At 43.0% G+C, this 25590-nt stretch carries 17 protein-coding genes; all 17 read right to left on the reverse strand.

Going from position 1 to position 25590, the window contains the following annotated elements; translation table 11 throughout:
• Nucleotides 1-17: 17 nt before the first annotated feature.
• Complete coding sequence (locus LDO37_RS09390; RefSeq protein WP_126607620.1) at nucleotides 18-4310, reverse strand: RHS repeat-associated core domain-containing protein; 4293 nt, start codon at nucleotides 4308-4310, stop codon at nucleotides 18-20.
• Nucleotides 4311-4324: 14 nt separating this feature from the next.
• On the reverse strand, nucleotides 4325-5236 hold the full coding sequence (locus tag LDO37_RS09395) for a hypothetical protein (protein WP_126607621.1): 912 nt from the start codon (nucleotides 5234-5236) through the stop codon (nucleotides 4325-4327).
• 41 nt (nucleotides 5237-5277) lie between these two features.
• Nucleotides 5278-7089, reverse strand: coding sequence for a type VI secretion system tip protein TssI/VgrG (gene tssI, locus LDO37_RS09400; RefSeq protein ID WP_224056014.1), 1812 nt, complete (start codon nucleotides 7087-7089; stop codon nucleotides 5278-5280).
• Nucleotides 7090-7145: 56 nt separating this feature from the next.
• Nucleotides 7146-7625, reverse strand: coding sequence for an Hcp family type VI secretion system effector (locus tag LDO37_RS09405; RefSeq protein ID WP_101115393.1), 480 nt, complete (start codon nucleotides 7623-7625; stop codon nucleotides 7146-7148).
• Nucleotides 7626-7847: 222 nt separating this feature from the next.
• Nucleotides 7848-10415: a type VI secretion system ATPase TssH gene (tssH, locus tag LDO37_RS09410; RefSeq protein WP_224055091.1), complete on the reverse strand. Its 2568-nt coding sequence runs from the start codon at nucleotides 10413-10415 to the stop codon at nucleotides 7848-7850.
• A gap of 35 nt (nucleotides 10416-10450) precedes the next feature.
• The gene (tssG, locus tag LDO37_RS09415) at nucleotides 10451-11416 is read right to left on the reverse strand and encodes a type VI secretion system baseplate subunit TssG (RefSeq protein ID WP_126607331.1); all 966 of its coding nucleotides are present in this window, start codon (nucleotides 11414-11416) and stop codon (nucleotides 10451-10453) included.
• Nucleotides 11413-13236, reverse strand: a complete 1824-nt coding sequence (gene tssF / locus LDO37_RS09420) for a type VI secretion system baseplate subunit TssF (RefSeq protein ID WP_126607332.1) — start codon at nucleotides 13234-13236, stop codon at nucleotides 11413-11415. The genes tssG and tssF overlap by 4 nt, the downstream gene beginning before the upstream one ends.
• Nucleotides 13233-13715, reverse strand: coding sequence for a type VI secretion system baseplate subunit TssE (tssE, locus tag LDO37_RS09425; protein WP_104399833.1), 483 nt, complete (start codon nucleotides 13713-13715; stop codon nucleotides 13233-13235). The genes tssF and tssE overlap by 4 nt, the downstream gene beginning before the upstream one ends.
• 9 nt (nucleotides 13716-13724) lie before the next feature.
• Nucleotides 13725-14528, reverse strand: coding sequence for a type VI secretion system accessory protein TagJ (locus LDO37_RS09430; protein ID WP_126607333.1), 804 nt, complete (start codon nucleotides 14526-14528; stop codon nucleotides 13725-13727).
• A 14-nt stretch (nucleotides 14529-14542) separates the two neighbouring features.
• On the reverse strand, nucleotides 14543-16048 hold the full coding sequence (tssC, locus tag LDO37_RS09435; protein WP_126607334.1) for a type VI secretion system contractile sheath large subunit: 1506 nt from the start codon (nucleotides 16046-16048) through the stop codon (nucleotides 14543-14545).
• 39 nt (nucleotides 16049-16087) lie between these two features.
• Complete coding sequence (gene tssC, locus LDO37_RS09440) at nucleotides 16088-17581, reverse strand: type VI secretion system contractile sheath large subunit (RefSeq protein ID WP_101115386.1); 1494 nt, start codon at nucleotides 17579-17581, stop codon at nucleotides 16088-16090.
• Nucleotides 17582-18112 carry a type VI secretion system contractile sheath small subunit gene (gene tssB / locus LDO37_RS09445; RefSeq protein ID WP_126607335.1) on the reverse strand — a complete coding sequence of 177 codons (531 nt, stop codon included), beginning with the start codon at nucleotides 18110-18112 and terminating at the stop codon, nucleotides 17582-17584.
• An 18-nt stretch (nucleotides 18113-18130) separates the two neighbouring features.
• A complete protein-coding gene (gene tssA / locus LDO37_RS09450; RefSeq protein WP_126607336.1) occupies nucleotides 18131-19258 on the reverse strand; it encodes a type VI secretion system protein TssA in 1128 nt (375 codons plus the stop codon).
• A gap of 2 nt (nucleotides 19259-19260) precedes the next feature.
• A complete protein-coding gene (locus LDO37_RS09455) occupies nucleotides 19261-20046 on the reverse strand; it encodes a PP2C family protein-serine/threonine phosphatase (protein ID WP_126607337.1) in 786 nt (261 codons plus the stop codon).
• Between the two features lie 13 nt (nucleotides 20047-20059).
• Nucleotides 20060-20755, reverse strand: coding sequence for a type VI secretion system-associated protein TagF (gene tagF / locus LDO37_RS09460; protein ID WP_224055092.1), 696 nt, complete (start codon nucleotides 20753-20755; stop codon nucleotides 20060-20062).
• Complete coding sequence (gene tssM / locus LDO37_RS09465; protein WP_126607003.1) at nucleotides 20737-24261, reverse strand: type VI secretion system membrane subunit TssM; 3525 nt, start codon at nucleotides 24259-24261, stop codon at nucleotides 20737-20739. The genes tagF and tssM overlap by 19 nt, the downstream gene beginning before the upstream one ends.
• Entirely contained in the window at nucleotides 24258-25586 is a 1329-nt protein-coding gene (gene tssL, locus LDO37_RS09470) for a type VI secretion system protein TssL, long form (RefSeq protein ID WP_101115380.1), read from the reverse strand. Before tssL ends, tssM begins: the two co-directional genes overlap by 4 nt.
• Nucleotides 25587-25590: the final 4 nt, after the last annotated feature.

The following is a 25590-nucleotide window of genomic DNA, read 5'->3' on the forward strand; positions in this document are numbered from 1 at the left end:
TCTATACCTCAAAGAATTTATGGTGTTTGATATACAGGATAAACCGTAGCTCTTGGCTTAATCCAACCTTCAACCTTGACGCCAGAAGGTGTAACAGAAATCCATTTATCGCCCTGGACAATCTTATTAGGATCACTCCATGCAGCATCAATCTCTCTTTTTATACGTATTTCATCCCAATCTTTTGGAAACATAGTATTTGTCGAGTTGTTACTAGTCTTGGTGATCCACTTCCCTGAGTCTGTTGGATCAGGAACTTGTATAGTTGCCTTATAAACACCTGCTATGTCAGGAACTGACTCCGTACCGCTCACAATACGAACATCACCATAAAGCAAACTATGACCTCCTGTAGGCTTACCTCGTTTAGTGTAATCAGCCCTTAAAACATGATCAAACTCTATCGGTGATTGCTGCGTGTACTTACTTGAAGCATTTCCAGTCAATCTAGCAAGGTTATCTGAGTCAGGCACCACATTCAACGCACTATCAGAAGATTTGGCTAATGAAGACAATGCCTTCTCATCTACTGCTGCATCTACTACCTCAAAAACATCATCAGCATGCTTAGTCGCAGAACGAGCCAACCCCGAAGGGGTTACCATTGTCGCATAACGCTCAAGGCCAGCGACTTCTTCGTACGCTCGCATATCCGCTAAGTCATCTGGGGTTGGGTGTAATGCAGGTATAGAAGAGTTACCCCCGTATACAATTCCAAAAGTCAGATCGCTTACCATTGTTTTCAGGAACCCAAGCGAAGCGTAACCTTTAATAGGAGTGATACTTCCAAAAACATGAGGCGTAACTAAATTGGAAACCACTTGGGTTTCTACAACACCACTATTCGCTACTTTGGGAGCAACGACTGAGTTTGGCTCTTCGCAACACAAACCTGATGGGTCTATCCACATGACTGGGTTGGGAGCGTATTGGTAGTGATTGATTCCGCCAAGTAAGCCGATTGGGTCGGGTTGGATAAAGCGACCTGTGAATGGGTCGTAGTATCTAGCTAGGTTGTAATGCAGCCCAGATTCTTGGTCGAAGTATTGTCCTTGGAAGCGGATTGGGTTCGCGACCTCTTCTACCTCAATGGATGCCTGTCCTTGTGGATTGTAGTTGGCTTGCCATACCACTTTGCCATTTAAATCGACCATTCGGATTGGGGTGCCTAGGTGGTCGTTTTGGTAAAAGTAGCATACTTCATCTATCACCAGCATTAGCGGCGCGTAGCTATTGGGTTGATAGAGATACCAACGGTAGCTGCCCTGATTGACTTCTCCAATCAGTTTTCTGCCTTGCCAGATAAACTGGGTGACACCCGTTTCTGTCGCCTTTTTACTTCGGCGACCTAGCGCATCGTATTCGTAGTGGGCAAGCTTCCCATTGTGGTTGACGGTCACCAGTTGATTCAGCGCGTTAAACTCACGCCTTTGCAAGTGGTCGCCACCAGCGACTTTTATTTGATTTCCTTGGTCGTCGTAGTGATAACGCAGACCTTCGAATTCCAATATGCGGTCTTGCTCCACTACGATGTCATCGCCCACAGGGTTGCCAAAACTATCAAATCGATACTTATAGACATCGTCGGGTGTTTTAACACGGGTCAGTTGAGTCAGCTTGTCGTAATGAAAATGGGTATGCCCTAGTTCATTGTCAACATAGCTAGCAAGATTATGAGCGACATCGTAGCGGTATTGTCGACTACGAGTGCCCCACTCCTGAGATTTCAGCCGCCCGATGCCATCGTACGCTCTGGTCTCGTTGAGATTATCGCCATAATGGAGAGAAGCCAACCGCCCCATCTGGTCATATTGAATTTCGATGTTCGGTGATAACGCGTTACCTAGGCTTTGAGCGCTGCGAGCAATTGTGGTTAGGCGACCAAATTCATCGTAGCCAAAGTTAAGAAACTCGCCGCTCGGCAACTCGAGCGCTTCACAAAGCCCTTTGTCATTGTATTGATACCTGACACAGACAGTCGATTGCCATTCAGCGGTAGGGAGACCTCGCTCATTGTATTCAAAGGCTAGGCTCGTCGATTCATTTGATGCATGAAGAAGTTTACCTCCATGGCTATGCTGAAAATGACACTCATTGAAAGTATGCCCTGTTTTCCCTTTGAGCGAAGCAATATCACCGTGGGCATTGTAGATAATTTTTACAGCTCGACTGCCGGATTGTAATTCACTGATGCGACCAGAAACATCGTACTGGTAGTGTTGCTTTATCCCATCAAACCCTTGTGTTTGAGTTAACAATCCATCCGGTGACAACTCTAAGCGATAGTCTAGGCTATCACTTCGATGAATGGATTTTAGGTTGCGCTCCCCATCGTATTGAAAGTACAGCCCACTGCCATCACTGCGGTTTAGTCCTTCTGGTTGAGAAAGCTCTCCCCATTCAAACCCTGTTAAACCACTTGGCGTTTGAATGGATGTAATACGTCCTGCATCGTCGTAAGAATACGAATGTTCACGACATACGCTTTTATCAAAAGCGTGAAAGGTGCGCTGACGAATTAACTGACCTCTGTCATTCTGTTCTAAAGTGACAAACATCCCGTCAGGGTATGCCATCCCATTGATTTGATTAGATTGGTTGTGGCTGTAACGAATTAATGTGCCGTTCGTTTGTAAGCCCTGAAGTTGGTTCTGTTCATTCCACCACCAGCGCTCATGGTTGCCATTTGATTGTGTTCGCTCTATCAAGCGACCTTTTTTGTCATAGTGATATTGGCTGGAGATTTGGCTTTCATCAACACTAGAAACGAGCTGGCCAAGGCTATTGAACTTGCGACGGCTTGTTTGCCCGTCTGGCGTAACTATCGCTTCTGGTCTGCCTGATTCATCGTAACGATACTGCGTAACAGCACCACTGCTACGTCGCTTCACTGCTAGCTGACCAAACTTGTTATAAAAATGCTCAGTGAAGGTACTATCAGCTTGAATTTCTTTGGCGAGCCGCCCTAACTCATCGTATTGCCATTCTTGAATACGCCCTTCTGGGCTAGTTTTCTTTAACAGCTTACCATTATTATCGTGATTGAAAAGCCAGCGATTGCCTAAAGTATCAGTGTAACTGGATTCGCCATCACCAAACAAAAAACGATAGTCATAGGTATTATTGTCCCCGTAGTTTCGAATGCACTTGGCATTTTTCCCATCACCTTGCCATTCAAAGTAATGAGTGAAACCACTTGGACGCTTTCTCGTGAGAAGTAATGCATCATTGCGGTAAGTATACGTTTCAACTAGCCCAGACTGATTGCTAGCGGACGTTAGCTCCCCTTCTTCGACAGTATATTCTACAACGAGAGCTTCGGTATTCGGACATCTTAGACCAATAAGCTGCCCTTCTTTATCGTATTGACAATACAGAGCGAGAACACTGTTTGAATGCAATTCAATCAGCCTTCCATTAGAAGAATATTTTAGGTCTATTTGCTTAAGCGCAATATCCCGTATTTGAATCAGTTTCCATATGTCATTCAATAGAAAGAACTTGTATTGCGTTCCATCTGACAGCGTGACAATTCTGTAACCATTCGCATGATGTAAGCAAGAAGCACCTGCTCTTATCTGGTAACTGATAGCCCCTTTGCCTACAGGTAAGAACTCAATGGTATCGCCAAGATCATCGACAAAGCGCCAGCTTTCTACATTCTCTTCTTCATCCTTATTTTCTAAGAAGTCAAAACAATAACTATGCCTCCAACCAAGCCCCATTCCCTGGTCTTGCTGACAAAGTGAAGAGCGGTAATGGCGAACCCATTTCAAACCTTCTAGGTTTGTATAGTCCTCAAGAGATAAGAGCTCTTCACCTGTCACCATTGAAACTGGGTCACCACCCGTTTCGTGTTCTTTAGCACTCACAGGTGTATGACTGTCGGATGAAGCACTTTCATTTTCTTGTGCCTCTTCCGATTTTCCATCTGAAGGCGCTTTTTCTTCTTTTGCTGCCTCTTCATACACGACTTCTTCAAGCTCTGGGCTAGAAATGGAAGGAGTCGACGCTTCGACAAAGCAAAACAGCTTGCCGTTAGCCAATGAGTTGGCTAACGCTTGAATTTGGGCATTTTGGCGCTCAAACACCTTAAGTGGTGCTGAAGCGTTCGTCGCACTAAAGGTAGATAATTGACTAAGCAAAGCCAAAGACTGTGAATCTGATTTTGCAAACAAGAAATGTGCAAAATTTAACGCTTCACGTTCATCTTGGAACGACTTTAATTTCCCTTTTCCTTGCTTGTAGTTGGAAAAAGTATAAAGCTCAGATCCGCGTCGAATCGATTTACTGAAGTTATCCTTAATCATTAATTGCTAGCTCTTTATACACGCCATGTAAGTGCTGCTGCCGCCCTAAACTTGTTGTTAGACACATCAAGTTGAAAACAGTGAAAGCCATCCACCGGATTTGTTCTTTGCTCACGCTCTAGTTGGAGAATTTTCCAAAGACCGCTGTTAGCCCCTAAATCACCGACTTCTGTTTCAGTGAAAGAATACTCGCTCTGTTCGTTCACATATTTGTGAATATGATGAATTTCGTTACTCCATTCTTCGACGACATTCAGTGGTGCACCAAACGGGAGGCAGATCTTTGTAAACGAAGTGCGAGCCGACTTTGCTCCAGCTCTCATGAGAAAACGAATACTGTCGCCACATTGTTTATCTAACGTCGATGCATCAATTTGTCCCCATTCAAAAACAAGACCGTCTTTTGAGCTAACGGCTTTGACGAGGAAAAAACTATCATTAATCGAGATTTCCGGCTCTGCGACTTCATCTTGAGTACAAAACGCCGAGGATGAATCTATGCCTAACAACCAAACCCCTGAATCAGAGTACTGCTGAATTAACTTATCGAGTTTGGCTAATGACATCAGAAACGAAGCTCGTCCATACGTATAAATCAACTTAGGCATAGAACTTCTTAATGGGTAGAAGTACCTTTTCAGTTCCTGATACAAAGGAGTGAAATCATCTGACGTTTGTTTTTCTGGCAAAAAAATAAGACAAGGAGCAGGTTCAGACACCTTCTCCAAGTCTGTACGACACCTATTAACAATACCGCAAAGCCGAGAAACTAAGCTTTCTGATTGACTTGATATCATTCGGTTCGCAGGACCCGAAACATACTGCGAACTCTCCATATTCATTTCGTACTTCGATGTTTTCATCAAAACACTGTTTAAATTTTGGTGACCAGCTCTCAGTGATGCCGGTCTAAGCGTAAAAGGCATTCGTATTCCAATTAAAATGAAGCCTTCACTCTCTTGCTAAACTAGTTGAGAGCGATCTTCCCTGCTTTTAAATCAATAGCCGACCCATTTATTGCAATTTGATTGCCTTTAATATTGATTTCGCCAGAGCTAGACATCGTTATCGATGCACCTCCAACTTTAATCTCAATATTCTTACCTGCGCTCAGGGATAATACCTCTCCTACATCAATACTGAGGTTTTTCCCTACGTTATGCGCTTCATTATTATTCACCGTTTCAACTTTGTCTTTTTCCACCAAGATATCGGCACTGTCTTCAACAACAGACTGAAAGTCTTTTTGTGAATGTAGGTAAACCAACTCTTTTCCTGGCTTATCATCAAATCTCAGTTCATTGAAATCACTCGCACCACCTTTCACACTTCGGCTCTTAATGCCACTTTGCGTTTTTTTATCTGGAAGCGCATATGGGGTTGCATTGGCACCGTTATATAGCGCCCCCATAACAATAGGTTGGTCAGGATCTCCGTTAATAAATTCAACGATTACCTCCTGCCCTACACGAGGAATAAATGTACTGCCCCAACCGTTTCCGGCACTTTGCTGGGCAACACGGATCCAACAAGAGCTTTGTGCATCTCGCTTTCCTTCACGATCCCAATGAAACTGAACCTTGATTCGACCATGTTTATCTACATGAATATCGCCCTCAGAAGGTCCTGTAACAATGGCCGTCTGGATACCTTGAACTCTCGGCTTTCCAAGAGGAATGGATGGTCTAAAGAGCTTTTTGACATCCATACAATAGAATTGAATTTCAACGCCCTGTGCCGAGTTACCATGGCTGCCAGTCTGATTAAAAACAGAAGCATTTATGGATACATGAGAAAGAACAAACTCTTTACCAACAAAGGCTTTGTCTTCGTGATCTTCAAATTTGAATGTTTGCCCTGTTGTAAATGTGCGACAACTTGAATTACCAGAAAAGACTTGGCTTTCTCTTTGCAACGACTCAAGGATATGTTGATTGCGAAACGCATACTTATCGGCAGTTTCTTCTTCACCCATGTACTCGTAATATTCACTCATGGGCGGAGTGTAAGACACAGGTTTCATTAATACATTGTGGCTCGGTAAACTATTTGGTTTGAGCATATCGAAGCCAGATAAACAACTTGCTTTAGTCGTAATAGTCTGCGTTTCTTGCCAAGAAGAGATGTGAGCTTGTTCTGAGCTCCCTGTGGTATGAATAACTTCAGCTTCGGCACTCGGTTGGTAAAAGCTCAAATCATCAAATAGCTCTAACTTGTGACCTGATTCCTCATGAAGAAAGCTAAAACCAATCCCCTCTTCAGCCAAAAGCCTTAATACAAAATCGAGGTCTGTTTCATTATATTGAACTTTAAATGTGTACTTCGAATAAGACTTATTGAGCTTTAAATTAAACTCAACAGCATGTTCCCCCAATAATAAAGATACAATTTCTTTAACATCTTTATTTTGGAAGATTCGATTATTTTTCCGATAAGAACAAAGTGCCAACCTAGGCTGAATAGTTAGCTCAATGTCTTTATAATTTTCACCGTCATTACTCGAAGATACTCGGCTACCTAAAATACGGGCGCTAGTAACAACACCGTGGAAATATCTAGGCGTGTCTGTTACTGCTATAGAGTTGTCCATAAGAATGACAGCTGGCTTACCAATTATTTGGCTAAGTTCACCTTGAGTGCCGTTAAAATAGGCTAAAGCTTGTAGTGAGAAAAGTTCTGAAAGCCCTTCATAATATTGAAAGCTATTCAGAATTATTGTGTCATACCCAAATGCGGTGGATATTTTTATAAAATTATTACTTTGTGTCGCTTTTTTCATTACAAACTTCTTACTAAGTTAAACAAGTGCGGGACAATAATGCCCCGCAACATGAATTACATTTGCTGACCTTTAACGCCGCTGTAACCGTAAACAAGAGGAGCAACAACGTTGTTCTTGTCATCAGTTGGAGTAACAGTCATCATCATTTCTGTGTAAGAAATAGTGATTGTCTCAACTGGACGGTCGTCTTGGATAGAAACAGCGTAGTTTGAAATCATTGCATCAGTAAGTTCGATCTTCATGATTTCTTCCACTTTTTCACCTTGCTTAGTGATGTGGAATACAGCTGGTTTACCTTTACCGATTGTCGCTTCTTTGAATAGATCTGGAGAAGCGCGGTCTTGCAGTTTAGTGATAGTCAAGTCGTACAAACGAGTAGAACTTGCTTCACGGTCTTGAGCAGTACCTGTGTAAGAAGTAATTTCACGACCTACGCTCCAATCAACAGAAAGTAGAGTGATCAGATCCTTGTACTGCTCAGCAGTAGCTTCACCTTTAATATCCGCGTATTTAAGGTATGTATTTGCCTGCATGCTAATCTCCTATAGCATTGATAAATTCAACTCATATTTATGAGCAAGTAATTGCCCTTAACCAAATAAATTGGTGAAGGGTTGTTAATTATAAATTAGTCATTTGCGACTGATTAAATACGCGTTTTTATAACTTATATTCAATCAATTTAATAGCTTAAATTAATAAAAAAGCACTTAATTTGAATTGCACCGCAATTAAATTTGCTATTGATAATTCGCTTATTCGACATTTATAGAAATAGTATTTACATCACCTAAAACCGCTACTTTATTAATAGCTTTATCGTTAGAAATTGCTTTTAAAACTTCATCAGATATTTTTGGCAATAGGCTATTTTGAATAATGGTTTGGATTGCCCTAGCACCGCTACCTTCTTCATTACAATTATCAATTAAGCTAGAAATTAACTCATCAGAGTAATCAAATTCTGCGTTGTAATTTGATGAAATACGCTTTCCAATTTTATTCAATTGAATTCCAGCAATACCTTGCAATACTTCTCGGTTAAGTGGGATATATGGAATCACATTAACTCGACCTAAGAAGGCTGGTTTAAAGCTTTCTAATAAATCGTCTCGTAGTGCCGTTTTTAAACCATCAATGTCGGGGGCTAGTTCAGGGTCTTGGAAAAGCTCCATTGTTGTATCTGTTCCAGCATTGGAGGTCATGATGATAATGGTATTTCTAAAATCAATATCACGCCCCTCTCCGTCTTTGATGGTTCCTTTATCAAACACTTGATAAAACACATCTTGGACGCCTGGGTGAGCTTTTTCCATTTCATCTAGAAGAATAACGCTATATGGTTTTCTTCTTACAGCTTCCGTGAGTACTCCACCTTCACCATAGCCAACATACCCTGGAGGTGACCCCAGTAGTAATGAGACTTTGTGCTCTTCTTTAAACTCAGACATGTTGATGACAGTGACATTTTCCTCACTACCATAAACCTGTTCAGCAATTGCTAGCGCGGATTCGGTTTTACCTACGCCACTTGGTCCCGTAAGAAAAAATATACCATTAGGCTTAGTTTCTTCGTTAAGCTGGGCGCGTGCAGTTTTGATAACTTCAGACATCGTATGTAATGCATGATCTTGACCAACCACACGTTCACACAACTTGTCTTTTAATGATAAAAGGCTAGTAATCTCATCGTTTTGAAGCTTTCCTAGCGGGATTCCCGTCCAATCAGATACTATCTCAGAGACCAGCGCTTCGTTAACGTGTGAAAAGACCATTGGCGTCTTGTTTTCTGCCAGAGTTGCTTCGACTTCGACTAATCTTTCTAAAGCACCGTCTTTTTTCTCTTCAAGAACTTCAAGTTTCAACTGCTTGGATTCGTCTACCAAGTTGGATTCTGTTTCCCAGACCGTTTTCAGTTCAGCGATTTCGTTCGTTAAAGCGTCGCTTTCTTCGTTTAGCTCAGCCAAAACTTCGGTGTGTGCATGACCAAGCGCCTGTTCTTTTTCGAGCTGGGCGATTTGTGCCGTTTTTTGCTCTAATGTCTTCTCAAGAGACTCAAGCTGCCCCGGTGTCGCAGACTGGCTTAGTGCCACTCTTGAACACGCTGTATCGAGAACTGAAACGGCTTTGTCCGGTAGTTGACGTCCATTAATATAGCGATTAGATAAATACACTGCCGCTTTTAAGGCTTCATTTGTAATATGTACGCCGTGGTGTTCTTCCATAACAGGTACGAGTCCGCGCAACATTTCTACTGCGAGTTCCGGAGCGGGCTCATCCACTTGAACAACTTGGAATCGTCGGGTTAACGCGGCGTCTTTCTCTACATATTTTTTGTATTCAGCCCACGTCGTCGCGGCGATGGTTCTCAATTCTCCTCGAGCCAAAGCTGGCTTAAGAATGTTTGCGGCATCGCTTTGACCAGCTTGCCCACCACTTCCTATTAACCCATGAGCTTCATCGATGAACATGATAATTGGCGTCGGTGATTCATTGACCTCTTTAACAACCGATTTCAGGCGATTCTCAAATTCACCCTTCATTCCAGCACCAGCTTGGAGTAATGCTAGGTCAAGTGACTTAATCGATACACCTTGAAGCGCTGGAGGAACATCTCCTTGCACAACTTTGAGCGCAAGACCCTCAACTACCGCAGTTTTACCAACACCGGCTTCACCCGTTAAGATTGGGTTGTTTTGACGGCGTCTGAGTAAAATATCTATCATCAGTCGGATTTCGTTATCTCGACCTACGACAGGATCAATGTCTCCCTTCTTTGCCTGCTCCGTTAAATCAATGGTAAATTGGTCCAAAGATTTTGTAGATGCTTTCTGCGCTGGCGCTTTTTCTGCAACACTTCGCTCTTCGCTTTTCCAAAACTGCAGTAACGTTTCTGGAGTAACTTTATCTAACTCATTGCCAAAGGCGGATGAAACCGCAAATAATGTATCGTCATTCAACAATGCATAAACTAGGTGTACAATATCGATCTGTTCATCTGAGAAGTCGATACTTGAAGCCATCCACGCACTTTTTAAGATAGTCACCGTGTGTGCAGATAAGCCAGGTACGGTTTGGCAGCCTGTTTTGAGTTTTTCCAAACTTTTTTGGATATCATCTTCTAACTTGAATACATTTAGGTCGAAATGATCAGATAGAGTCTGAATTGTTGAGCCTTGTTGTTGAAGTATAGAAACCAGCCAGTGTGTCATTTCAATACTATGGTGAGTTCGGCTGCTCGCTAGCGCTGCCGCTTGTTCTAATGAAGATTTCGCATCACTAGAAAGCCTCTCTACTAACGCGGTTAGAGATAAAGATGTCATTGATATTTCCTTATATATCGCCTAACTGATATTGCTTAAATTCGAATTGTGATGGTGCCGCTTTCTGAACGTTTGTGAGGTGCCAGTACGCTTCCCAATGCTAGCCTTCCCCCCCCTTTTTTGAGTTGTACTTTAGGAAGGTGTCTGTATTGGGCGGTTAGGCTCCATTCAACAGAAGCGGTATTCCCAAGTAAGTCTTTGCACAACGCCTTAATTTCACGAATTCGTTCGCCATTGGGCATCATGCCGTGTACCTGTTCTTGCCCTTTAGCAACAAACTCAACCATGAAACCTGCATTGACATTCCATGCTTTTCTTCCGAGGCTCGCCCCACGCCCAAGTTCTGAATACTGCCCCTCAGGTAGGCGCTTAGAACACAAACGTGTTTGCTCACATTCCGTTAGATGCATCCACTTACCTTTAAAGTCGCGAATGATCACATCACAACCGGAAAGAGATTCCATACATGCTTGGATAGATCCTCGGCTTTTCACCGGCTGGCTGAATAAGCCTCCCCAATGAATTGCTCTCTCTCCCAAGCCTCCTGTTAAGGATTCCAATACTTGATTCCATGAAGAAAACTCATTCACAGAAACTTTCCGGTGCTGCACCGCAGGCTGGAAGCTTTGCCAAGTTCGATAGAAAAGAGACAGAATTCGATGGTTAAAGATATCTAAAAAATCCTGGAGCGTAGGATCGCTATCCTTGAGTCTTTGTAAGATCAATTCACTGTAATGCTTAGGTAAAACACCATTTTCACCAGTTAACCCAATCAGATTCGTCATTACGATTAAACTCTGATTGCGCTTTGATTCCACTGTTGTGAATTCACCTACTTCGTATCCCAATTGTTGAGCAACTTTCAGCTCTATAGTTTCTTGGCTTGGTAAATGATCGGTCCCTAAATTCGCATTAGACTTCAGCAGAAACTGCTCAATTAAGTGTAAAGATTCAAAAAGCTGCTCTTTGTCTAGTGCCCCTATAAAGTTCTCTCGCTTCATAGCAGTACCTTTTCACCGCATAATGCTGGCCAGCAATGAAATACATCGCCCGACCCTTTCAAAGTAATGCGCAGTTTTGTAAATGTGTTAATTTCTGCGAATTGAGCAAAGTATGTCGACAGAACATTTCCTAGCAGGAATATCTGCTCTTTAGATTGTGCACTTTCAGAAACTTCGAGCGTAATTTCGGTCCCGTGGCAAAAACCCACTCGTCCCTTTTGATTCACCCGACCGGTTGCTGGCTCTACTTTCATCGACACGATAGAGTCGATCATAGACTTAGACTCTGGCGACGCTTTGAAAGCGTACAGATTCAACGTCTCTCTTAACGTTTGAAGCCCGCCTTCATCTGAAAAATGTGACAACGTAAGTAACTTTGCGAATTGCCACCTTGAGCTTGAATCCATTGAAGGCCTTATGGTTTCTGTCGGGGCGACTAAACATCGTAAGCTGTCAAAATTATCTTTAACATCCGGCATATTGACGGTCGGCATGCCGCCACCGAAAGGCAGTTTTTTGGGAAGATTTCGGTTACAACACCAAGCCTGAGCCGACATGACCCAATTATCACTTCCTTCAGGCGCAAAAATTTTATGGTCTTTATCTATAAATGAAACGTAAACATCGCGCCCAGGTTCATCAAAACCTCCCGCCCAACTTTTGTCTTCTCTTCGCATGCTCCAAAAAATCTCATGCTCAGATAGATAGTTTGTATGCTCACCAGCATAAAATGGTGGAAGGCTTTGGTATTTCATTTGCCAACTTCGCACACCAATTTCTTGAATGCTGACCACTTCTGTCGTGTCAGGTTCTAAATGTTCAGGGTGCAACGGAAACTCGTATTCCGACGCCACAACTCTTGTCGGCTCCATAGCATGGCTGAACATATTGATGACAGGTGTACAACCTAATAGAACGCTGTCTTTTGTGACCTGCTTTTCAAGCCAATCGCAGCTTTGATCGAAGTAAATCCAAATCTCAGCTTCGTCATTGCTACCAAACCAAGCTGGATCGAGGCTAATAAGATCAGAAAAAAGAAACTTTTCAGGAAATAAGAAATATTCAACCAACAACCTACTTCCAACAAAGCTTCTCTTACTGTAAGGCACCACAGAAAATTCATCGGTATACCCGACAGGGCTAACGTGCCTCGGTGTAAGCTGACGCGTTGTTTCATCATCAACGACAACAGCCATACCAATCGAAGATTGCAGTAATAATTGCAGAAGGCGGTAGGAAACTTGAGGCTGACCATTAAAGAAAAGCCGTAATGAATCAAAACCTAACTGGCTCAATTCAATTTCTTTGCTCGCACCTTTTAAAGTGAGCTTTAAAACTGACTTTGCTTCTTTTTCAATGTCCAGTAGCTGCCCACGGAAAGGGGCATTTTCAAACGATGCTTCACTAATATTTATTGGTAGCACATCTGTTTTGTAGCACGTCTTAAACTGACAAGACTTAAAACCCGGCGCTTCAAGTGATACAGCCTCACCTTGCTCGACAGTGACTTTCGATGTTGCCGATTCGTCGCTGTCAATTTTGATCACACTCATCGAAGGAATAGGTGCATGAAAATCTGGGAATAGCTGCCCGATCAAAGCTTCTGTCAACTGAGGAAAACTGTTATCTAAACTTTGCCTAATTTGGGCAGTCAGAAAGGCGCAACCTTCCAAAATCCTAGCTACATGTGGATCTTCTACTTGTTCTTCACTAAGTTTAAGTCTTGCTGCAATTTTGGGATAAGTGCTTCCAAACTCCTGGCCTTTATGACGCAAGTAAGCAAGTTCGCGATTGTAATACTTGAGAAACTCATCACTCATGCTGTTTCACTCACTTTAATTCCTAGGCTCACTGGTTCTACTTCTGAATCCAGTACCAGTTCATGATGTTTTTGACCGAGCTCATAAACTGCACTTATCCGCAATCGCAACACTCGATCGACATCATCTTTGTCATTAATTATTGACACGGAAACATCCTTAAACCTTGGCTCAAACTCCAAAAGCGTATCTTTTACAATTTTGCAGAGGTGCTGCTGCCCATCTTTGCTACTAAACGGCATAGATGAAAAGTCTGGTAGACCATAAGTAAGCAGAGATTGTCTAAGTTCGGGTAAAGAGTTATCCACTTTTACCCAACTTAGCCTTGTGTTTAATAACGCTTCCACATCTCTAATTAAGCCACGGACAATCTGCTGATTGTTAAGCGGAAAATGTACATCAGCAGTATTCCTTGGATCATGATCAATGAGCTTGTCTAATAGAGAAACACCACTACTAACGTGAGCACGCTTTTCCATGATGCTTTACTACGCTTCAGTCGTTTGTGGTTCAGACTCAATTGACGTAACCGTCGCTAGCGGTAACGCTCCTTCTCCGGCTAACCAAACTTTTTGACCTAAGCCGGCAAATACCGACTCTCCTGACACAGGTTTCCAATCGGTTTCTTTTCCGAGTTTATTACCGTCAGTTTCGCTACGAGCGTAGGTCAGCGGAATGTGAGCTTCGCCTTCAATTACGCCCTTAATTTCAAACTCAACAGGACGCCAAACTGTCTCTAGTAGGTTGGTGGCTGGTTTGATATTGAGGTAAACCAATTGATCTAGTGGTGCTAGGTAGTAGTTGCCTGTTGAACTGAATAATTCAATAAAACCGTTAAGAGAGTCATCTATATCACGGACATCTTCGTACTGCGTGCCATTGATTAGCAGTGGGGTACTAGGTCGCAGTTCTTCAAGCGCCTTACTAATTGACTCAACGTCGTCTTCTTTTTGTTCATGGATCGCTAAATTCAGTTCAGTCAACTTTGCGTATTGCTCTTCATTTGAGCCAAGGAAGTTTGCCGTCGCACCGCCTTGGAAGAAATCTACTCGCGCCTGAGCCGCTTTAACTAAATGCCTAATCTGGCTAGCACCAGCCAAAAACTCGGGGAACAGCTTTATAGCTTGCATTAACTGTTCATCTGCTCTCTCTAACTGCCCGTCTATACACAAAAGCTCAATGAAATAGCTACGAAGGGCTGCATCTTTTGGATTGGATTTAATAGACTGAATTACAGAATCAATCGTTTCTTGTAACTTTGCTTGACGTAATAGTTGCTGCCAATCTGACATGTGACTTTCCTTATTTATAACGCTTTATCTGGAGAGAGCTCTGTTATTAACCGAACACTTGAGACCATCTGATCAAGTTGAAAGTGCGGTCTTAAATGTAAAATTGAGTAATAGTGTCCGGGACTGCCTTGTTTTTCTTTTACTTGAATTCGAGCCTCATTGAGTGGGTACTTAGCCCTTAATTCGTCTGAAGCTTCATCTGACGCTGTTGTGTACTGATGCAGCCAACGTTGAAAATCACTTTCAATTGACACTGCATTTTGATAGCTCCCGACTTTATCTCTTCCCATTACTTTTACGTAATGAGCAATACGCGAAACACAAAGGGTGTATTGCAGCATTGAGGAAAGTCGCGAGTTGACGGTAATTCCTTTTTCTTTGAATGATTTGGGTTTATGCAAAGATGAATTCGAAGTAAATGCAATAAGTGGGCTATCTGATACGGGAGACAATGGTATAAAGCCACAATCTGAAAGCGCCAACTCTCTCGATTCAGAAACCTGATAATTGACTGGAGAACGATATCTCTTAGCCTTTCCTGGAAATTGAGTTTGGCTATTTACAGGAGGCATAATGACGCCTTGCCCATAACTTCCCGCCTTAAGCCCCCTTATATGAGCAAACCAGCCTGATTCGCTATAAGCTCTTAAAACCGTAGCGGCAAAACAAAAAGAAGCACTTCCCCAAAGGAAGTCATTTTCTGAATCACTGACTTTTTCTTTGAATGCGAAAGCTTCCAATCGACTTCCATCATATTTATATGGCTGCCTCATCAAAACATAAGGTACTGTAACGGCGACAAATTTGGCATCTTCACTTGCCCTTACTGCGCGCCAATTCTCATATTCCAACTGGTCGAATTGAGCTTGCACATCCAAGATCGTTGCCAGCTCGGAAAACGTGTCGACACCGAATAAACTCGGCGTTGCTGACACTAAAAATGGACAAAACGCAGCCGCCGCTGTTTGAGCAATCTTGCGGACTAATGTCATGTCTCTATCAAGTTTGTTTGTTCCCGCTTGATGTGAAATGCAATAGTCCCCGACAATCAACCCAAAAGGTTCTCCGCCGGGAGTAGAAAACTCGTTCTGATAAATAAGTTTGAACAGGCTACTTTGATCAAATTCAATTGCGCGCTGGCTATCACGCCGCAATTCTTCCCAACTGCATGACAATACTTTGATTTTTGATTCTTGCTCGGAACCAAAGCTTCCTTTTTGATTAACCAAATACTGCACGCCACGCCAACTTGATTCCAATTGCTGAAAACAATCATGGTGGAGAATCGCGTTTAATTGCTCATTCAAAATTTCATCGATTAAATCAATAACGCTCACTAGGCTTTGATTCATATCTTCAGAATTAGAAATATTGTTAGCATCACACCAAAAACGCAGCGAGTGCGAGTCGGACTGAATATCTAAGAATCGATCTATCCAAAGGGCATCTAACGTTGGTTCATTTGGCTTCTGTACGTCATGAACAAGCTGATCTGGATCTGCAAATTGAAATTCTGTCATAATTATTGCGGCTGACCCGAAGGTCAGCCATTTTCATCATTAGCTTCCTGACTCAGGAATTTTCGCAACTAAGCGCAATGATGCTGTCAGTTCTTCCATTTGCAGCCAAGGCTTCAACCATGCTACGGCATTGTATGAACCTGGACTTCCTGGAATTTCTTTCACTTCCACTTTTGCGTCTGCCAAAGGATATCTCGCGCGAATTTCCTGACCACCACCTTCCGATGCATTCACATAAGTGAGAATCCAGCGGTTTAGCCAAGTTTCAACATCTTCTGCTTCCATAAAGCTACCAATCTTGTCTCGAGCCATCACTTTCAAGTAATGGGCAAAACGAGATGTCGCCATCATATATGGAAGACGTGCGGAGATAGCTGCGTTAGCCGTCGCATCTGGGTTATCGTATTTGGCAGGTTTTTGACAAGTTTGAGCCCCAAAGAATACCGCGTAGTTCGTATTCTTGTAGTGACAAAGAGGCAAGAAACCCAATTTGCCAAGTTCTGATTCTCGGCGGTCTGTTATCCCAATTTCTGTTGGGCACTTCATGTCCGGATCGCCATCATCACTCTGGAAGAAGTGTGTCGGTAAGTTTTCAACACGACCACCACCTTCAGCACCACGAATAGCAGTACAGAAACCATATTTAGCGAAAGCATCGGTTAGTTTTGCGCCCATTACATAGGAAGAGTTCATCCAGCAGTAATCGTTGTGCTGAGCGTTGATTGCGATACCAGATACTGGGTCTACATCAAACTCTTCGTAACCAAACTCTTCAACAGGTGCTGTTGCTTCACCATATGGAAGACGAGCAAGTACTTTAGGCATTGTTAGAGAAACAAAACGAGAATCATCACTTTCACGGAATGAACGCCACTGTGCATACTCTAAAGATTCAAATACTTTCTCTAGATCTCGCGGCTTAGACAATTCTGTCCACTCATCAAAACCAAACAATGCTGGTGAAGCGGCGGATAGGAAAGGCGCAAAACCTGCTGCAGCTACATTAGACATTAAGCCCAATGTCTCAATATCTTCAGGGTGATTAGTGAATTCGTAATCACCGATAATTGCACCATAAGGTTCACCACCAGCACTGCCAAACTCAGACTCATAAACTTTCTTGAAGATCTGGCTTTGATCGAACTCTACCGCTTTACTCAGATCTTTGTGCAGCTCTTTTTTGGTTAGACTCATCAATCGAATCTTAAGCGTTGAACTGGTTTCTGAGTTAGACGTAAGGTAATGCAAACCGCGCCAAGTACCTTCAAGCTTTTGAAGTTCAGGGTGATGCATCACTTCAGCAAGCTGTTTAGAAATCTTAGCATCTAATGCTGAAATGGCTTCGCGGAACGTTACCGTTAAGTTCTTGTTCCATGTAACTGTACCTTTCATCGCTTCTTCAGTTAATGTTTTGATTAACTCTTCAGCGCGAGAAGCTTCGGTTTGCTTAGTTGCACCGATGGCTTGGTCTAAGAAAGATACGCTCTGTTCACCAGTAGTAGGATCTAACTGCTGCTCAGTTTGAGTGCTCATTTACTCACCTCCTTCTTTCTTGTCACCAGAACCATCTTCGTTCAGGTTCAATTCACCCGCCAACTGGCTCAAGTTGTCGGTATTATTCAGAACAGATTCAAGGACATCTTCAAGCTCCTCTGAACGGTCCACTTTTGTCATAAGATCACGAAGCTTATTACGCGTTTCCATTAACTTACGTAGTGGGTCAACTTGGTTAACAATCGAAGCTGGCTCGAAATCCTTCATCGATTTAAACTGCAGATCAACAGTGAATGTTGAATCATCATCAGCTAACTTATTGTCAACCTTGAAAGAAAGGCTCGGGCTCATCTTTTTCAAAACATCATCAAAGTTGTCTCGATCAATTTGAATAAAGCGACGATCTTTCAAAGGCTTCAGAGCTTCTGTGTTATGACCTGCGAAATCACCCATAACGCCTAGAACAAAAGGCAGCTCTTTTTTTAGTGAAGCATTTTCAGTTTCTACGTCGTACGTAATATGGACACGAGGCTTCCTTACTCGTGACAGTTTCGAGTGGATACTCGTCATAGGACTCTCCCTTTTTTGTTATTCACCATTTTGGTCTACTATGCCAACCAAACGGAAGTAGCCATTCTTGGCTTCTCCATCAGAAATAAGCTCTGCCAGTAGCTCCGGCAAAGGCATATCACACCACCTCACCACCTGTTCGATTGAGTACGAAACGGGAGAGTGTGGTTCAGTTTCTTTAAAAAATTCCGCTATCTTTTGTAGTTGTTCAATTGCGTGTTCCCTAGACGCTAAATTGGCAGCAAGTAGCTGCCCTGCTTGAACTGGCGTACTTGCTTCAACGGTGTCAGATTCCTCTGTATCCGTTGGTAAATCTTCCAATACGGGTTCAGCTTCCGCCTTTAGCTTGTCGCCCGCCAAGTGATTGAGCGCAGATTGAATAGCTTCAAGCTTCTTTTGGATATGAGAGCTCGGCATAACCTCACCACAAGCCTCATCCATGGAATGGCTGTATCGATCAAATGCAGCAATTGCCTGCTCTAATTCACTGCCCAGCTGCAAGTAAAACTCTTTTGATGTTTGCGCTACGGCATCTTGAATTGATTTGAGATCAACGGCACCTGAATCAATTTTTTGACGTTTCTTGTCTTCGTCTAATCTTTCTAAATCGATGGCTTGCTGATATTCCCAGTAAGCATAGGACTGACCGGTATAAGCTTCTGTTAATGGAATGGATGAAATAGGAAACAGTAGTGTCCCTTCCTTCTCCATACCATTCAGACCAATAATTGGCGTAACGCGTGTTTCTATTCCATCTTCGTCGGGCATTGGATGCAGCGTTTCCCAAAACCCTTCAATCAAACCTGCTGCCAGAGAATAACCTTCGGCAAAACCTTTGAATCCATACGCTCGGGTCATCGCTTCGATTAACCATGCTACGAGTTCTAAGTCTTTGGATTGCCCCGTAAGTTGTTCAGGCACTGTCTCTAGGAAACCGCTCCATAAATTGACATAGCTCGACAAAGGCTCTTCTGAAATGACCGCATTTCGCTCTTCATTTCGGGCAACCATTCTCAAATCTTTCAAGCGAAAATAGGCAGACTGAGGGCTGATATCTGACCTTGGATCTGTACCCGATGGAAGTTCTGTTGAAATAGGCAAAAGTGCCTGCTCTATCCATTCAAAATCTGACGCTTCATACACCATGGTTAGCGACCTCTTGCAAAAATAGGAACGGTTGCATCATTCGATTGTGCGACTTCTGCGGAATACTCAGCTGCCATCGCCTTTATAAGTGCACATGTCACGTTATCTTGCGCGCCGCGAACTAATGCGGAATGCATTAAGGCTAACCCTGACTGGCTTACTGCGTCAGCTTGTAACGTTCGTGATATTTCTGAATTGTTAAGCTCTTTGGTTAACCCATCACTACACAAAAGAAACTGATCGCCCGGCACCAACTGACCTGATACCTGATCTATAACGACATCAGGTTCAACGCCGATGGCTCTCGTTATCACATTGGCAAGCGGGTGGCTCTCTGCATCATCGAAGTGTAATAACCCTTGATCAACCAAATCCATAACTTGGCTGTGATCACGAGTTTTTTGTACAAGTTGGTTGTCTCTCATCAAGTAAATTCGACTGTCTCCTACCCATAGGCAGTGATAGAAGCCATCTTGTATGTATAACAAAACCAATGTTGTTCCCATGGTTTTGCCGTCAAGGTTTGATTTCGCGTATTCATAAATTGACTGGTTAGCTTGAAGTACTGCGCGTCTTAGATCGTCAATTGCAAAGTCTTGATGCTCATTTGCATACTTTTCGATGGTATCGACCAGCATTTGACTCGCGATGTCACCAGCTTCATGCCCTCCCATTCCATCTGCTACTACCCAAACTCTTTTAGCAGACAAATCAAGAAGTGAGTCTTCATTGTAAGGTCTCACTTTCCCCGGGTGGGTTTTTGAAAAGGTAAAGATATTCCAATTCATAATGTTTTACTCCTTACCAATTCCATTGGTCCCAATTGCCATCCAACATGGCTGAAAACTGCCCAACGGCTGGTAAGCCATCGGTAAAGGTCGAAATAGCCGGAATACTTTCCGATCCTTCTGTCCACCAGAAACACGTTCTTGGAAGTTGTGTTTTCAATAAATGTTGAAGGAGATGCTCTCCTTCTAACGGAATTTGTTCTTCGTAAATGAGGTTTTGAAATTCACCACTCATTGGCGTTGCTTTTAAAACCGGATCGCGAGATAGAACCGCTTCCCACGCTTCGTTTAGCAACTGAGTATTCCATTGCTCTATCTGGAAATTATCCTCAAGTACAGCTAGCGCCTGTTCTTCAGCCCTCTCACTCCAAGCTCTATCCAACCAGTATGAAATTGCCGTTCCGTCTACAGGTCGTGCTAACGTAAAAAAGTAATAGCGACCTACCGAATCTACGCTGGGAATCATCGTGCCAATCATGGCTTTTTCACCACAAACGTTGGCGGGTAATGCAAAGTTCCAAATCGGCGCATTCATGTAATGGTTTGTCCAGCTTTCTTCTAACTGTTCACGGCTAACCGCTAAAATCGCTTGCTGCCAATCTTGCCAAGTTTTTAGAAAATCCAATGGCAGGGACTCTTGGATAAAGTCCCCTTTTGCTGGAATTTTCCCAAAATAACCCCATTGCTCTGTTATAAGGTTTGAGGGCATGAGAAACGCTCCATATCGTTCGACCAAAATGGATTTATTGTGCTGGTTGGGATCAACTCCAACTGAACTTTATTGCCTTTAAGATCAATCATTACGATGTTGTCTTTTCTTGTTTCAGGGCGTGCTTTAAGGGATTGATCCAGCATTTTATAAAGCCCCCACTGTCCTTCGTAGGTATGAGATATCTCTCGCGAGGAGTTCGGCGGTATAAATATAATGCGCGTTTCTGAACTGCTTGAAGGCCACGACAAACTTTGTGTCCTTTCAGGTCCATGGCTATAAACCAACTTTTGAGAACCCAGCTCAAGCTTAAATTTTGAGATGTGTTGATCGAGGTATTTCGGTCTCAACCCAAAATCGATCTTGACTGAGTTATCTGATTCGAAAAACGTTTGGCGTATCTTTTCTGCGCGCTGGAATACAACAAGAGTTTCTTGGCTAACACCGATTTCTTTTTCAAAACGCCAATTACGCCCAGATGTATCAACAAATGGTTCTAAGTAATCAGTGAAGAAACTGTCTAACGTTCCGCCGTAACCAAAGAAGCGTTTGAAGTCTTTCAGGTTCACTTCTCTTTTAGCCGCTGGGCTAAACGGATAGCGTCCCTTAATACTACGCTCGTACGCCTTCACCACTTGTGATTTCCAAATCTGATTCAGGTGTACCTGCGAGCCCTTCTCCGCCAAGCGTGTTGATTCATGAGATAAGCCTACTAACCATCGGTTGAATGGTGAAGGTAAGATGGCATTTGTGCGTTTAAGCGAGCGAGCGACGTCTTCAGTCACCGTGCCATCTAAAATGCTCTTGTAGGCTAATTTCTGATTATTACCTGAACTGGAAAGATCAGCTAAGTACTCACGTAGACCAACTAAAGACTGGTTGATAAGCTCAAAGTCTTGCTGCTCAATCTTAACAATACCTTCAAATGCCCTTTCTACTTCTTTGCCCGGAAGCGAAATAGCAAGATTAGTATTCTCTGTAGGCATAAAGCGCCCAATAGCATTCTTCTTATTATGAAGAGCGACATCTGCAGCTTTCGTCGCGACTTCCGCAGCAACTTTCTCATTCTGGCTCAGTGAAACTTTTGTAAGTGACACTTCTTTTTGTACCGCTTTCAAGAAGGACTCAATGGGTCTTTCTGAGCTAGAAAGTATACGGCTTTGAATCAGGCTTAACTCTAAGCTTGGGGTCGCTTTAAGAGAGATATCATTAATTAGGGATTCCCACTCATAAATGTAATCTCGGTAGTATCTCTCGCGTACGCCCTTAACGGCCAAATCATGATCGACAGTATGAATATTAATGTTGTCTCCATACACCCAGTTGTCTTCCATTAAGTTCTTCACCGTACGGCTTATTTGCATTTGGAAAATACTGTGGAAGCCATTGAACGTATAGAAACCAGGAACACCTGCAGATAGGGGCTTTCCACTCTTTCTTTCAAATTGACTCAGACTCTGAGATCCCAATACATCGGTAAGTCTGAAAGATGGAACGTGGCTTTTAATAAACTGTAATTTCATACGCTGATATGCACGCTCTGCCAAAGGCAGCTGCGTAAGAACATTCCGCGCATCTCTAACCGCATCGTGGTTAACGTACAGCCCTATATCGTCATTTAGCAGTAGGTTTTTGGTGTGCTGCATGAGCGAAGCGCGCTTTTCTTCATTGAACTCCCCAGGGAAATTCTTTTCGAAATAAAGCTCAAACCAACTTTCTACATGAACAAGATCAAATCTCTCTGTATTGAACAGCATCAAATAGGTTTTTAGTGTTTCATACAGGTATTCACGGTGCGCTTGATTTTCATTCATTTCTTCAATCAACGCAGATTCTAAAAGCTTAGAAAAGTACCCCTTTAACGCTTGGTGATACGCCGCTTTTGCAGGCTGACCTATCTTGTCGCCTTGGTACAAACCAAACTTCTTAATTCCATCGACATCTTCGTAGTAACCCGCGTAACCCATTGGTAATTGCATGACTTTGTCGAGCAGTGCCAATGACTCAATTAGATTGTCTTCAAAGTTAAAATCAATGCGTTTCACTTGACTGTCGATTTCTGCAATCCTGCTGTCCGACTCATCAATAAGCTGCTGATTCCATTGAAAGCTTTGGAACCAAATCGCACCAAATGCCGCAACACTGGTCAGGCTCAGTGCCAATGCGCCATGTTTCACCCAACGGTTTTGTTTTTGATGGTGACGGTTAACGCTGCCAAGGTACTGCTCTTTAAAAATGATGTCTTCAAACAAAGAGCGAATAAAGTAGCTTACCGACTCTTTAGAGCTTGTTTTAAGAGATAGCTGAGACAGTCCAAGACCCGATGAAGTTTCATTCATCACGCGGTCTATAGGCATCCCCTCTTGCACCGAACTAACGACAAATACACCACGGATCATCGTTGACTCTTCAAATGCATTTTTGGCAAAAATGTCACTTAAAAACTCATCAGCATTGGCTTGAAGCATACGAAGTTGTTTGGGGAATTCAAAAATCAGCGCGCGTTTATCTAGATCGGTTTCTTGCTCAAGGCGCTTGTTCATGCGCTTATCTAGACTCTCGAGCATGTGGTGGAATTCTTTGTTGAAAAGAGAGATGACGCCTTTTTCGTCATCACAAGATTCTGGGAACATGAACCCAAGTAGCTGATCTCTTTCCTCATCTTCTAAATCGGCAAAGTACTCATTAAAGCCTGCAATTAAATCCGCTTTAGTGAATACAATGTAGATAGGAAATTGCATTCCTAACTGGTTTTTTAGTTCTTGAATACGTGCTTTGATTGCTCGAGCATGCATTCCTCGCTCAGTACGAGTTTGACTCATTAAACTAACCAAGCTAACGGCTACTATTGCTCCGTTGATTGGACGCTTGGTTCTGTATTTCTTAAGTAAACCTAAAAAGCCTAACCATGCTTTAGAGTCTTTTTCTGAGTGGCTGTCTTGGGTTGTATAACGACCCGCAGTGTCGATAAGCACCGCTTTGTTCGTAAACCACCAATCACAATGTCTCGTTCCGCCAATTCCAGAAAGAGGGTCTTGCCCTAAACTGTCAGACAGTGGAAACTCCAAACCAGAATTTGCTAACGCTGTAGTCTTACCCGTTCCTGGAGGACCGATTAAAACGTACCACGGGAGCTTGTATATACTTTGTTTTCCGCGCTTGCCGGATTTGTTTAATACTTGGATCGCTTGGTCAATTCGACCTTTTAACAGATCAATCTCCGCTGCCGATTCTTCATCTTCTTGTGCGTTAACTTCAAGTAGCGATTGTATGCTTTCGTCTTCTTCTTTTTTCTCTTTCTTTTGTTGACGAATATTAACCACACCCCAGATGAACATAAGACCAAGTAAGACTAGAAATCTCGATGTTTCACTCTTTAGAGGCTCATGACCCGCTACCGCGATCAGAGGTCCAACTAGCCAGATCATTAAAGAAAGGGCAATCAAACCGATTAAGCCAACGAACCACTTTTGGCTGACAAATTTACCTACCGCTTTCAAACTCACTGTTCTTCTCCTGCTGCTCTCTGAACCACCATTAAGTCAATCTCGACTCGTCGGTTTTTCGCACGATTTGCCTCTGTATCGTTCTCAACAAGAGGTCTTGCATCCCCCATTCCTTCAGGAATCAATCGGCCAACCAAGTTACTGCTCGACGCAAGGTGATTTGTAACTGATGTCGCTCGTGCAAGAGATAAATGCCAATTAGATGGGAATTTACTGGTAAAGATGGGTTTGTTGTCGGTATGCCCCACAATCATGATTCGACCTTTGGTCCCTTCAAGTGAGCGCCCTACTTTAGACAATACCGGACGAATGTGCTGTACGAGTTCCGCGCTTCCGGAATCAAACAGTTCATTGGCTGAGAAAGAAATTCTCACGCGATCTGGCAATTGTTGAATTTCAACCATCCCACGTTCTGTTTCTGTCGCTAAATAGTCTTGAATGCGCTTAGCCACAGGCGCAACATCTGCCAAAGGTGTTGATTCGGTTATCTCTACTGAAGGGATAAGGTTAAGTAGGTTTGCAAATGTTTGATTGGACTCTTCGTTGATTTTGTAATTGAACCCCATATACGTTGCAGCCAATAATGCGCCTGCAATTGATAAGGTTACCCATACAGGTGTGCTTTCCGTCGTCTCTTCACCGATACGAACCTTATCTTGCCAACCGTCACTAAGTACTTTTGGTGGGCGCTCGCTTACAGCAGTAATAACATCATGCACTCTTAGCCTAAGACTGCGGTGAGATTCGATCCCATTCTTTTCAAGACGGTAACGCCCAACGAACCCTAAGGACATACAAATATATTGAAGCTGAAGAATATCTAAACTTTCCGTAGGAGCAGACATGGCTTTGTCGAGGAAGTCATAGAATTGTTCTCCACCTTGCGTATTAGAGTAAAAAGTAGAGAGTAGAGAATTGTCCACCCAGATAGATTGACCACCCCAAACCGTATTCAAAACGGTTTCATCAATAAGGCAGCACAAACAAAATCGTGCCGTATCAATATCTTGGTTACGAGCATTTTGTAATCTTAAGCGCGTTTCATAATCACGAACTTTTTGCACAAATGCATCACGTAGTTGTTGCACATCACCATATTGAGCCGTCGCACGAATTTGCCCCACTAAAGACAACACAACATTGGCTTCAGCAAGGAGCAAGTTCTTTCCAAATGCAATTACGCTTGATGACTTTTCTTCACGAATTACCTTCGTAAGTAATACTGTGCTGTCGCCTTCTTGTGGAGTAGGCGGTGTTGGCGCTGCTGGTGCAGGTTTCGCACCACCTCTTCGCCCTGGAGTGGGCTTCATTACAGTGTCTTCCATCTCT

It is taken from the genome of Vibrio penaeicida, assembly GCF_019977755.1.
GTDB classification, from domain to species: domain Bacteria; phylum Pseudomonadota; class Gammaproteobacteria; order Enterobacterales; family Vibrionaceae; genus Vibrio; species Vibrio penaeicida.

Excerpts from the sequence above, each read along its gene's own strand:
- tagF (WP_224055092.1), bottom strand. The coding sequence starts at position 20,755 with ATGCCCTCAAACCTTATAACAGAGCAATGGGGTTATTTTGGGAAAATT.
- LDO37_RS09455 (WP_126607337.1), bottom strand. The coding sequence starts at position 20,046 with ATGAATTGGAATATCTTTACCTTTTCAAAAACCCACCCGGGGAAAGTG.
- tssH (WP_224055091.1), bottom strand. The coding sequence starts at position 10,415 with ATGACATCTTTATCTCTAACCGCGTTAGTAGAGAGGCTTTCTAGTGAT.
- tssI (WP_224056014.1), bottom strand. The coding sequence starts at position 7,089 with ATGAAAAAAGCGACACAAAGTAATAATTTTATAAAAATATCCACCGCA.
- tssA (WP_126607336.1), bottom strand. The coding sequence starts at position 19,258 with ATGGTGTATGAAGCGTCAGATTTTGAATGGATAGAGCAGGCACTTTTG.
- tssG (WP_126607331.1), bottom strand. The coding sequence starts at position 11,416 with ATGAAGCGAGAGAACTTTATAGGGGCACTAGACAAAGAGCAGCTTTTT.
- LDO37_RS09390 (WP_126607620.1), bottom strand. The coding sequence starts at position 4,310 with ATGATTAAGGATAACTTCAGTAAATCGATTCGACGCGGATCTGAGCTT.
- LDO37_RS09430 (WP_126607333.1), bottom strand. The coding sequence starts at position 14,528 with ATGTCAGATTGGCAGCAACTATTACGTCAAGCAAAGTTACAAGAAACG.
- tssE (WP_104399833.1), bottom strand. The coding sequence starts at position 13,715 with ATGGAAAAGCGTGCTCACGTTAGTAGTGGTGTTTCTCTATTAGACAAG.
- tssC (WP_101115386.1), bottom strand. The coding sequence starts at position 17,581 with ATGAGCACTCAAACTGAGCAGCAGTTAGATCCTACTACTGGTGAACAG.
- LDO37_RS09395 (WP_126607621.1), bottom strand. The coding sequence starts at position 5,236 with ATGCCTTTTACGCTTAGACCGGCATCACTGAGAGCTGGTCACCAAAAT.
- tssC (WP_126607334.1), bottom strand. The coding sequence starts at position 16,048 with ATGACAGAATTTCAATTTGCAGATCCAGATCAGCTTGTTCATGACGTA.
- tssL (WP_101115380.1), bottom strand. The coding sequence starts at position 25,586 with ATGGAAGACACTGTAATGAAGCCCACTCCAGGGCGAAGAGGTGGTGCG.
- tssB (WP_126607335.1), bottom strand. The coding sequence starts at position 18,112 with ATGACGAGTATCCACTCGAAACTGTCACGAGTAAGGAAGCCTCGTGTC.
- LDO37_RS09405 (WP_101115393.1), bottom strand. The coding sequence starts at position 7,625 with ATGCAGGCAAATACATACCTTAAATACGCGGATATTAAAGGTGAAGCT.
- tssF (WP_126607332.1), bottom strand. The coding sequence starts at position 13,236 with ATGAGTGATGAGTTTCTCAAGTATTACAATCGCGAACTTGCTTACTTG.